We start from the raw sequence: 10,207 nt of genomic DNA on the forward strand, positions 1-10,207 counted from the left end.
CCAGCCTATGACCGCGAAAACCCTGCGCACCTGGTACCTGGTGCACAAATGGACCAGCCTGATCTCCACGATCTTCCTGCTGATGCTTTGCCTCACCGGGTTGCCGCTGATCTTCCACGAGGAGATCGAGCACTACTTCGAGCCGCATCCGCAGCTCGAGCCGCTCACCGCCGAGTCGCCGCGCATCGACTACGACGACGTGATCGCCCGCGCCCTGGCCGCCCGGCCGGGCGAAGTGGTGCGCTTCCTGGTATTCGAAAAGGACGACCCGCTGGGCCTGGTGATCAGCGCGCCGAGCCTGGTACCGCCGCCGGAGAACGGCCACATGCAGCCGTTCGACGCGCGTACCGGGGAATTCTTCGACGCGCTGCCGCCGCCGGGCGGCTTCATGTACCTGATGCTGAAGCTGCACACCGACCTGTTCCTCGGCCTGCCCGGCTACCTGTTCCTCGGCCTGATGGGCCTGCTGCTGGTGGCCTCGCTGGTGTCCGGGGTGGTGGTATACACGCCGTTCATGCGCAAGCTGGACTTCGCCACGGTACGCGCCGAACGCAGCCGTCGCCTGAAGTGGCTGGACCTGCACAACCTGCTGGGCATCGTCACCCTGTCCTGGGTACTGGTGGTCGGCGTGACCGGGGTGATCAACACCCTGGCCCTGCCGATCCTGATGCTCTGGCAAGGCGGGCAGTTGGCGGAAATGACCGCGCCCTACAAGGACGCGCCGCCGCTACAGCGCCTCGGCTCGCTCGACGCGGCCCTGGCCACGGCACGCCGGGCGGCGCCGGACATGGAGGTCAGCTTCGTCGGCTTCCCCGGCACCCAGTTCAGCAGCCAGCATCACTATGCGGTGTTCATGCGCGGCAACACACCGCTCACCGAGCGCCTGCTGAAGCCGGCACTGATCGACGCGCAGAGCGGCGAACTCACCGACATGCGCGAGATGCCGCTGTACGTGAAGACGCTCCTGCTGTCGCAGCCGCTGCACTTCGGCGACTACGGTGGCATGCCGCTGAAGATCGTCTGGGCGCTGCTCGACCTCGTCAGCATCGTCATCCTCGCCAGCGGTCTCTACCTCTGGCTCGGCCGACGCAAGACGCCATTGGAGAAGCGCCTGGCGGAACTGCCGGGCGGCAGCCTGGCGACGGAGGGCAAGGCATGAGGCGCGGTCTCTGGATGATCTTCCGCTGGCCCCTGCTGCTGGCCCTGCTCGGCCTCTTCGGGCTGCTCTCGGCGCTGCTCGGCGACGGCCTCTACGACCTGCTCTCCTGGCTCGCCCTGGGCACTCCGCTGGTGCTGGTCGGCTGGGTCTGGCTGCGCCTGCCGCGAACCCGAAGGAATCCCTGAGATGACCACCCCGCCGCCCTCCGCCAACACCCTGGACCTGCGTCCGCTGATGTTCGAGACCTTCGTCTGCACCCTCGCGGTGATGTCCTTCGTCGCCCTGGTCGGCCCGCTCGCCCGCAAGCTCGGCCTGGCGCCCTGGCAGGCCGGCGCCGCGGTGACCGTCGGCGGCATCGCCTGGATGCTAGCGGCGCGGCCCTGGGGCATCGCCAGCGACCGGCATGGGCGACGGAGGATACTGCTCGGCGGGCTGGCCGGCTTCGCCCTCTCCTACGCCTCGCTCTGCCTGTTCATCGTGCTCGCCTTGCACTGGACGTTGCCGACCCTGCTCGCCTTCGCCGGTATCGTTCTCCTGCGCGGCCTCGCCGGCGGTTTCTACGCCGCGGTGCCGGCCTGCACGGCGGCACTGGTGGCCGATCACGTCGAGGCGCAACGACGCGCCGCGGCGCTGGCCGGACTCGGCGCGGCCAGCGCGATAGGCATGGTGATCGGGCCGGGGCTGGCCGGACTGCTGGCGACTCACGGGCTGGTCCTGCCGTTGCTGGTCACCGGCGCGCTGCCCCTGGTCGCCCTGCTGGCGCTCTGGCGCTGGCTGCCGCGCGAGGAGCGTCGCCAGCCGAACCGCGGCGCCGCCCTGGCGATCGGCGACCGCCGCCTGCGGCGGCCGCTGGCGGTGGGCTTCGTGGCGATGTTCAGCGTCACCGTGGCGCAGATCACCGTGGACTTCTTCGCCCTCGACCGGCTGCGCCTGGATTCCGCCGACGCCGCGCGGGTGGCCGGCATCGCCCTGACCGCCGTGGGCGTCGCGCTGATCCTGGCCCAGCTCCTGGTGCGCCGCCTGGACTGGCCACCGCCGCGACTGATCCGGGTCGGCGGGCTGGTCGCCGCCATCGGCTTCGCCGCCGTGTGCTTCGCCGACTCGCCGCCGCTGCTCTGGCTGGCCTTCTTCGTCGCCGCGGCGGGCATGGGTTGGGTGTTCCCGGCAGTCTCGGCGCTCAACGCCAATGCCGTGCGCGCCGAGGAACAGGGTGCCGCCGCCGGCACCCTGGTGGCCGTACATGGCTTCGGCCTGATCAGCGGGCCGCTGCTCGGCACGCTGCTCCACCAATTGGACAGCCGCGCCCCCTACGCGCTGGTCGGTCTGCTGCTGGCGCTGGCGGCGTTCTGGCCGAGCCAACCGACGCGCCCCGTGGAAACGAGGAGCGAAGCACCATGACCGCTGTCGACCTGCTGCTGGTCGCGACCCTGCTGGCGGCCCTGCTCGCCTGGTGGATACCCGCCCTGCCCGGCCGCCGTGGCCTGCTGGCGCTCGCCTCGACGCTGGCGCTCGGCGCCGGCCTGTACGCTGCATGGGACGACCGCTGGCAAGCCGGCGTCGGCGCCTTCGCCGGTTTCTCCCTGCTGCTCGGCGCCTGCCTGCGCCGGAAGCCCGTGCGCGGCCTGCCGTTCCGGACCGGTTCGCTATACGGCCTGCTGGTGCTGCTGGCAATCGCCGCGCTGTACCTGTTCCCGGTCGCGCCGCTGCCGGCGCCGAGCGGCCCCTATGCGGTCGGCGTGCGCGATTTCGAACTGGATGACCCCAGCCGGCCCGGCCTGCTCGGCGCCCCGGCCGGGCAGCCGCGGCGCCTGCTGGTACGTGCCTGGTACCCGGCGCGCCCGATCGCCGGCGCCGCACCACGCCACTACTTCGACCCGGACGAGGCACGCAGCACCGCGCGGGGCTTCGGTGAAATACTCGGCTTTCCGCCGTTGCTCGCCTACCTCAAGCACCTGCGCACCAATTCCTATCCGGACGCCCCGCTACGCGACGACTCCGCTCGCCTGCCGGTGGTGTTCTACAGCCACGGCTACAGCGCCTTCGCCGGCGGCAACTGGACCCTGATGGAAGAACTGGCCAGCCACGGCTACGCGGTCTACGCCATCCAGCACAGCNCGCCGACCCGCCTGCCCGACGGCACGCTGCTGCCCATGGACCCCGGGCTGGTCGAACACCTGCGCCGGGCCGCCCACGACGGCTTGCCGCAGGCCATGCGCCAGGGCTATGTCAGCGACGATCTCGACCAGCGCCTCGACGGCCAGTTGCACACCGCCCTCGACCTGCCCGCCCCGGCCAACCGCGCCGTCAACCTCAGCGCGCCGGTATGGCTGGCCGACCGCCTGTTCGTCCATGACCGCCTGCAGGCCGGCGAGGTCCCGGACAGGGTCGCCGACCTGGTGGCCGCCAGCGACTTCGCGCACACCGGCGAGATGGGCATGTCCTTCGGCGGCTCGACCACCGGCGCGGTCTGCATGGTCGACCGACGCTGCGCGGCGGCCGTCAACCTCGACGGCGGCGACTTCGACTTCGCGCCCTTCGACAGCGATTTCCCGGCACCGCTGCTGATGCTGCACGCCGACCTTGGCAACTTCTACCGGCTGTTCGGCATCGAACCGCCGGCCCGCCCGAGAAGCTTCAACGACTTTTCCTACGAACGCTTCGAGCACGCCGGCCAGCGCCAGGACATTCATCGCCTGGTACTGCGCGATTCGGCCCATGCCGGGCTTACCGACAATCCGCTGTTCATCCGCCGGCCGCTGCGCGACGGGCTGCTCGGCTCGGCACCGACGGAAGTCCTCATCCAGGCTCCCAACGCCCTGGTGCTGGGTTTCTTCGATCACTACCTGCGCGGCCGCGCCAACGACTTTCCGCAAGCGCAGATGGCGCGCTTCCCCGCCTGGCTGACGCGCTACGACAACTCGGCGGTGCGCGACTGGTGGCTGGCCAAGCCGGAAGCCCAGCGCCTGGCGCTGCGACAACGCATCGACGAAATGAAACGGCGCAAGACCGGGCTGGATCTTCCCTGACGACGGGTTACAGTGGGCGTCCCATCTGCGGAGCGCCGTCCATGCATATCCCGCCCGAGCTGATCATCCACCAGACCCGCCACTGGACGCTGAACCAGCGGATCGACTCGGCCCTGCCCGGCTACTGCATGCTCGGCTCGCGGCAACCGGCGACGGCCTTCCACCAGTTGCCGGAACAGGCCCTCGCCGAATTCGGGCCGCTGCTGGCCAGGGTCGAGCGCGAAATGGACGCGCTGCTGCGGCCGCGACGCATCTATGTCGGCCGCTACGGCCACATGCCCGGCCTGCCGGTGCATTTCCACCTGATGCCACTGTACGACTGGGTCGAGGAACTGTTCTGGGAGGACACGCGTTACCGGACGCTCCAGCAGTTCGGCGTGCCGACCGCCGAACCCCTTACCGATGGCGCCGAGCTGACCCTGTTCGTCTGGCGCGAATTCTGCGAACGCGCCGATCCGCCGGCCGTGCGCGGCATGGATCGGCAACAGGCGATCGCCGGATTGCGCCGGGCCTTCGGCTACGGCGTCCAACCCCGAACATCGCCTGGGCCGGACTCCGAGCCCGCTCAGGGCGCATGACCGCGTGCGGTTGGGTGGGTTCCGAGGCCGCGTAGGGCGAATAACCGCTTGCGGTTATCCACCATGAAACGTCGGCGCAGCGGCGGATAACGCCGGTGGCGTTATTCGCTCTACGGCCCGACTCCGGGGCCGCGGGACGCATGACCGCGTGCGGTTGGGTGGGCTTCGAGGCCGCGTAGGGCGAATAACCGCTTGCGGTTATCCGCCATGAAACGTCGGCGCAGCGGTGTCGTCACGGTTGCAGGTAGCGGTGCTTCCAGCCTCCTTCGTCGCGGTCGTAGCGCAGGCGCTCGTGCAGCCGCTCGGTGCCGTTGCCCCAGAACTCCACCGACTCCAGGCACAGTTCGAACAGGCAGTAGCCCGGCGGGCGCGGCAGCGGGCCGTCGGTTTCCGCCAGGCGCCTGGCTTCGGCGCGCAGGGCGTGGATGTCGGCGAGGGTTTCGCTCTGCCGCGAGGCGATCGACATCGGGTGGGTCTGGTACGGGCGGCTCAGCCACTGGGCGTCGGCGCGCTCGTCGGGCAGGCGTTCGGCGCGGCCGTTGAGGATGATCTGCTGGCTGCTCTCGCGCCAGTACAGCACCCCCGAGGCCCAGGGGTTCTGCGCCAGTTCGCGGCCCTTCTGGCTATCGGCGTGGGTGGCGAACACCACCCCGCGCTCGCCCAGCTCGGCGATCACCACGATCCGCGTCGACGGCCGGCCCTGCCCGTCGACCGTGGCCAGGGCCAGTGCCCGCGGCTCGCGCACGCCATAGCGGCGGGCGCGTTCCAGCCAGTTGCGCAGCACCTCCATGGGGTTCGCCGGCGGCGCCTCGAACTCCGGGAAAGGGGCTTCGATGGTCCCGGTGAGGGACTCGGAAATGTTCGCGTTGACGCCCATCACGGCGTTCCTCCGTTCTGCCCGTTCACAGGTAGGCCCGGCCTTCGGCGAAGGCCGCGCCGTTGCCCGACACTTCCACCGCCGAGACCCGCTCGCCGGCGCCCTCGGCGCGGGCGTACATGCGCGACGGCCGGCCGATCTCGACGCCCTGGAGGATCTCGATCTGCTGCCCGTAGGGGATCTGCCGGTGGCGCGCCAGGTGGATCGCCAGCGGCCCGGCGGCGGAACCGGTGGCGGCGTCCTCGACCACGCCGTAGGCCGGCGAGAACATGCGGCTGCGCCAGTGCCGCCCGGCGCCGGCGAAGCAGTTCACCGCCAGGTCCGGGAAGTCGCACAGCGCGCGGTGGTCGGGGTGCAGCGCGGACAGCGCGGCGACGCTCTCCAGGCCGACGAAGACGTGGCGCGGGCCGTTGCGGTAGACCTCGATGGGAAAGGTCGAGCCCTTCAGGCCGAGGGCGGCGAGCAGCTCGGCCGGGCGGCTGAAGTGCTCCCAGGTGGGGATCGGCTGCTGCATGCTGCAGGCCACCACCTTGCCGTCCTGGCGCTCCAGGGCGAAGGGCACGGTGCCCATCCTGGTCTCCAGGAACAGCCTGTCCTTGTCGGTCTCGGCGCCCAGGGCGATGGCGGTGCCCAGCAGCGGGTGGCCGGCGAACGGCAGTTCGTTGACCGGGGTGAAGATGCGGATGCGCGCGTCGCCGTCCTGTTGCGGGCGGAGCACGAAGGTGCTCTCCGACAGGTTCATCTCCCGCGCCATGCGCTGCATGCGCTCGCCGCTGAGGTCGTCGCAGTCGAAGAACACCGCCACCGGGTTGCCTTGCAGCGGTTCGCTGGCGAAGGCGTCTATCACGACATATCTGTGCATGGGCTCTCCTGGCTCAGGGCCGCCGCTCGACCAGCGCGTGGCGCAGCAGGTCGGCGATGATGCGCGGACCCTCGCGGGTCAGCACCGATTCGGGGTGGAATTGCATGGAGGCGAAGCGCGGCCCGCGCAGGGCATGGACCTCGCCGGTCTCGCGGTCGCGGCTGATCTCGATCGGGCCGACCTCGGGAATCTCGATGCGGTCCTGCAGGGCGCGCGCGGCGAAGGTGTTGTAGAAGCCGACGCGCTCGGCGGCGCCGAACAGGTCGATCTGTTTCTGCACGCCCTGGTTGGGCTCCTGCCGGCGTTGCAGGTCCAGGCCCAGGCACAGGCTCAGCACCTGGTGGCTCAGGCACACGGCGAGGAACGGCCGGCGCTCGCTGAGCAGCGAACGGATGGCCAGGTGCAGGTGGCCGATCTTCGGCTGGCCGATCTCGGTGGGGTTGCCCGGGCCGGGGCCCATGATCACCAGGTCGTAGCCGTCGAACGAGTACGGCTCCTGGAAGCCGCGCACGGTCACCGTCAGGCCCAGCGACTTGAGCTGCTTGGCGATCATCGAGGTGAAGGTGTCCTCGGCATCGACGATCAGCACCTCGCGTCCGGACAGGTCGGCCTGCAACTGCTGGCGCTCGCTGGCGCCGCGCAGCCAGAAGTCGGCGATCGGCGCGTTGCGGCTGGCCAGCGCCGCCACCACGTGCGGGTGCGAGCCCAGGCGCTGCGGCGCCTGGCTCTTCAGCGCGGCGATCAGCCCGGAAGCCTTGGCCCGGCTTTCCGCCGCCTCGCCCAGGGGATCGGAGTGACGCACGATGGTCGAGCCGACGCCGATGCGCAGGCGGCCGTCGCCCTCGATCTCGGCGGTGCGGATCAGGATCGCCGAGTCCAGCGTGCGCCCGCCCTGGCCATCGCCGCCGATCAGCGCCGCCACCCCGCTGTAGTAGCCGCGACCCTGCGGCTCGTAGCGGCGGATCACCCGGCAGGCGCTTTCCAGCGGGCTGCCGGTGACGGTCGGGGCGAACAGCGTCTCGCGCAGCACCTCGCGCACGTCGCGGCTGGTCTGGCCCTCGATGAAGTACTCGGTGTGCGCCAGGTGCGCCATCTCCTTGAGGTAGGGACCGAGCACCCGGCCGCCGTCCTCGCAGATCCGCGCCATCATCTTCAGCTCCTCGTCCACCACCATGTACAGCTCGTCGGCTTCCTTGCGGTTGTCGAGGAATTCCATGACCTCGGCCAGGTTCGGCCCGGCCGGCGGGTAGCGGTAGGTGCCGCTGATCGGGTTCATCACCGCCAGGCCGTCGCGCACGCTGATGTGTCGCTCGGGCGAGGCGCCGACCAGGGTGCGTTCGCCGGTGTGGACGATGAAGGTCCAGTAGGCGCCCTTCTCGCGCAGCAGCAACTGGCGGAAGAAGCTCAGCGCGCTGGCCGTGGCGTAGCCGTCGATGCGCGCCTGGAAGCGCCGCTTGATCACGAAGTTGGCGCCTTCGCCGCGACCGATCTCGTCGGCGATGACCCGCCCGACCACTTCGGCGTAGGCCTCGTCGTCGAGGTCGAAACCTTCCTCGCTCAGTTCCAGCGCCTGGTTCGGCAGCAGCGCCAGGGCCTGTTCCAGCGGCAGCAGCTCCTGCTCCAGGACCTTCAGCGCCAGCAGCGGCGTGCCGTCGTCGAGCGCCTCGAAGCCGCGCTCGGCGATCTGCCGGTAGGGAATCAGCGCCAGCAGGTCATGGCGCGGCAGGCCCGGGCCGGGCTCGTCCAGCGGCAGGTCGGCCAGGCCGTGCAGTTCGAGCGCCTCGCCGCGGATCACGTCGAGCAGGCCCGGGCCATTGCTTTCCGGGCGGTAGAGCAAGGCGAACGGCGCCGGCCGTTCGAGCAGGCGCTGCAACAGCGATGTGGGCAGGGCGTTCATTCCAGCACCTCGTCGGTGGTGACCACCATCGCGCAGCGGCTGGCGGCGTATTCCAGGGCCATGCGGTGGTGCGCCTCGCTGAAGTCGGCGATGGCGTCGGCCACCAGGAACGGCTGGATGTCGTTGGAGTAGGCGTCGACTGTGGAGATCAGCACCCCGACGTGGGCGTATACGCCGCACAGCACCAACTGGTCGCGGCCGGCGGCGCGCATCCGCTGGAGCAGGTCGGAGTGGAAGAAGGCGCTGTAGCGCCACTTGGTCAGCAGCCAGTCGTCCGGCCCCGGCGCCAGCTCCTCGACCACCTCGCGGTCGGCCGGACTGGCGCGCATGCCCGGCCCCCAGAAGTCCTTGAGCAGACCGCGCTGCTCCTCGGTCATGCTGCCCGGCTGGGCGGTGTAGGCGATCTGCACGCCCTGCTCGACGCACCAGCGGCGCAGCCGCGCGGCGTTGGCCACCAGCCCGGCGCGCAGGCTCTCGGGCAGCGGGCGTAGGAAGTAGCGCTGCATGTCGTGCACCAGCAGCACCGCGCGCCGCGGCTCCAGGCTCCAGCGCGCCAGGTTGGCCGGCAACTGCTGGGCGGTCGGCAAGGGATAGGCGGTGATTTCGGGAATGCCGCTCATGCCACGGTCTCCAGGGGGAAGGTTGCGCTCGGGATCGCTTCTGCGCCGGACCAGGCCATCACCGCGCTGAGCGCCTGCCAGGGGTTCAGCCGCGGATCGCAGAGGCTGGTGTAGTGCCGGCTGACCTGGTGCAGGCCGCTGGAATCGGCGACGCACTCGGTAACGTCGTCCGGGGTGGTCTCCAGGTGCAGCCCGGCGGCCACGCCGCCGGAGCCGGACACCGCCAGGCGGAACGCCGCCACCTCCTCGGCGATGCTGCGCACCAGGCGGGTCTTGTTGCCGCAGGGCGCGACGATGGTGTTGCCGTGCATCGGGTCGCTCAGCCAGATCACCGGGTGCCCGGCCGCGCGCACCGCCTCCACCAGCGGCGGCAGGCGCTCGCCGACCTTCTGCGCGCCCATCCGCGCGATCAGCGTCAGGCGTCCCGGCTCGCGGCGCGGGTCGAGGCGCTCGCAGAGCGCCAGCAACTGGTCGCGGCCGATCTCCGGACCGACCTTGCAGGCCACCGGGTTGAGCACCTCGGCCAGCAGCGCCACATGGGCGCCGTCGACCTGGCGGGTGCGCTCGCCGATCCACGGCCAGTGGGTCGAACCGAGATAGACCCGGCGCTGCTCGTCCTCGCGCAGCATCGACAGCTCGTAGTCGAGCAGCAGCATCTCGTGGCTGGTCCAGACCGGCGAGGCATTCGCCTCCTGCCCGGACGCGGCGTCCCAGCCCAGGTGGCGCATGATGTTGCGCGCCGCCGCGTAGCCCTTGAGGATCCGCTGCGGATCGGCCCGGCGCTGCTCGGCATGGGCCTCGCGGCCGTTGACCATGTCGCCGCGATAGACCGGCAGGGTCTGCTCGCCGACCTGCTCGTGCGGCTTGGAACGCGGCTTGGCGTACTGCCCGGCGATGCGCCCGACGCGGATCACCGGCCGCCGGCCGGCCAGGCGCAGGGCGCCGGCCAGCAGTTCCAGCACGGCGGCCTTGCGCGCCACGTTCTCGGCATGGTGGTCGTCCATGTCCTCGGCGCAGTCGCCGCACTGCACCACCAGCGCCTCGCCGCGGGCGACCCGCGCCAGGGTCGCGCGCAGGGCCAGGATGTCGCCGGCGCGGATCAGCGCCGGACTGCCGCGCAGGTACGCCTGCACGTCGCGCAGGCGCGACGGATCGCCCCATTCGGGTTGCTGCAGCGCTTCGCAGCGC

The 10,207-nt window shown here is 70.8% G+C and carries 10 protein-coding genes; 5 read left to right on the plus strand and 5 right to left on the minus strand.

Going from position 1 to position 10,207, the window contains the following annotated elements:
* The first annotated feature begins 7 nt into the window (after positions 1-7).
* From ACTJJX_RS33110 to ACTJJX_RS33130, 5 genes are all read left to right on the plus strand, one after another.
* On the plus strand, positions 8-1,159 hold the full coding sequence (locus tag ACTJJX_RS33110; RefSeq protein ID WP_003132702.1) for a PepSY-associated TM helix domain-containing protein: 1,152 nt from the start codon (positions 8-10) through the stop codon (positions 1,157-1,159).
* Complete coding sequence (locus tag ACTJJX_RS33115) at positions 1,156-1,344, plus strand: hypothetical protein (protein ID WP_003088166.1); 189 nt, start codon at positions 1,156-1,158, stop codon at positions 1,342-1,344. Before ACTJJX_RS33110 ends, ACTJJX_RS33115 begins: the two co-directional genes overlap by 4 nt.
* Before the next feature lies 1 nt (position 1,345).
* Positions 1,346-2,557: an MFS transporter gene (locus ACTJJX_RS33120; RefSeq protein ID WP_016851727.1), complete on the plus strand. Its 1,212-nt coding sequence runs from the start codon at positions 1,346-1,348 to the stop codon at positions 2,555-2,557.
* Positions 2,554-4,185 carry an alpha/beta hydrolase gene (locus ACTJJX_RS33125; protein WP_440782051.1) on the plus strand — a complete coding sequence of 544 codons (1,632 nt, stop codon included), beginning with the start codon at positions 2,554-2,556 and terminating at the stop codon, positions 4,183-4,185. The genes ACTJJX_RS33120 and ACTJJX_RS33125 overlap by 4 nt, the downstream gene beginning before the upstream one ends.
* 41 nt (positions 4,186-4,226) lie before the next feature.
* Positions 4,227-4,763 carry an HIT family protein gene (locus tag ACTJJX_RS33130; RefSeq protein WP_010794067.1) on the plus strand — a complete coding sequence of 179 codons (537 nt, stop codon included), beginning with the start codon at positions 4,227-4,229 and terminating at the stop codon, positions 4,761-4,763.
* 232 nt (positions 4,764-4,995) lie between these two features.
* On the opposite strand, the gene phzG is transcribed toward ACTJJX_RS33130, so the two are convergent.
* The 5 genes from phzG to phzC form a co-directional block, all read right to left on the minus strand.
* A complete protein-coding gene (gene phzG / locus ACTJJX_RS33135; protein ID WP_003112073.1) occupies positions 4,996-5,640 on the minus strand; it encodes a phenazine biosynthesis FMN-dependent oxidase PhzG in 645 nt (214 codons plus the stop codon).
* A 25-nt stretch (positions 5,641-5,665) separates the two neighbouring features.
* Positions 5,666-6,502, minus strand: coding sequence for a phenazine biosynthesis protein PhzF (phzF, locus tag ACTJJX_RS33140; protein WP_003093628.1), 837 nt, complete (start codon positions 6,500-6,502; stop codon positions 5,666-5,668).
* A 13-nt stretch (positions 6,503-6,515) separates the two neighbouring features.
* Positions 6,516-8,399: a phenazine biosynthesis protein PhzE gene (gene phzE, locus ACTJJX_RS33145; protein ID WP_003118954.1), complete on the minus strand. Its 1,884-nt coding sequence runs from the start codon at positions 8,397-8,399 to the stop codon at positions 6,516-6,518.
* Complete coding sequence (gene phzD, locus ACTJJX_RS33150) at positions 8,396-9,019, minus strand: phenazine biosynthesis protein PhzD (RefSeq protein ID WP_003093625.1); 624 nt, start codon at positions 9,017-9,019, stop codon at positions 8,396-8,398. The genes phzE and phzD overlap by 4 nt, the downstream gene beginning before the upstream one ends.
* Positions 9,016-10,207 (minus strand): phenazine biosynthesis protein PhzC (gene phzC / locus ACTJJX_RS33155; RefSeq protein ID WP_016851634.1); only part of this gene is annotated, 1,192 nt, incomplete at its 5' end. The genes phzC and phzD, both read right to left, overlap by 4 nt.

It is taken from the genome of Pseudomonas sp. 22490, assembly GCF_052044465.1.
Taxonomy (GTDB): domain Bacteria; phylum Pseudomonadota; class Gammaproteobacteria; order Pseudomonadales; family Pseudomonadaceae; genus Pseudomonas; species Pseudomonas aeruginosa.

Bases quoted from the DNA above. Each gene is read 5' to 3' on its own strand.
- ACTJJX_RS33130 (WP_010794067.1), top strand. From the start codon at position 4,227: ATGCATATCCCGCCCGAGCTGATCATCCACCAGACCCGCCACTGGACG.
- phzE (WP_003118954.1), bottom strand. From the start codon at position 8,399: ATGAACGCCCTGCCCACATCGCTGTTGCAGCGCCTGCTCGAACGGCCG.
- ACTJJX_RS33115 (WP_003088166.1), top strand. From the start codon at position 1,156: ATGAGGCGCGGTCTCTGGATGATCTTCCGCTGGCCCCTGCTGCTGGCC.
- ACTJJX_RS33110 (WP_003132702.1), top strand. From the start codon at position 8: ATGACCGCGAAAACCCTGCGCACCTGGTACCTGGTGCACAAATGGACC.
- phzG (WP_003112073.1), bottom strand. From the start codon at position 5,640: ATGGGCGTCAACGCGAACATTTCCGAGTCCCTCACCGGGACCATCGAA.
- ACTJJX_RS33120 (WP_016851727.1), top strand. From the start codon at position 1,346: ATGACCACCCCGCCGCCCTCCGCCAACACCCTGGACCTGCGTCCGCTG.
- phzF (WP_003093628.1), bottom strand. From the start codon at position 6,502: ATGCACAGATATGTCGTGATAGACGCCTTCGCCAGCGAACCGCTGCAA.
- phzD (WP_003093625.1), bottom strand. From the start codon at position 9,019: ATGAGCGGCATTCCCGAAATCACCGCCTATCCCTTGCCGACCGCCCAG.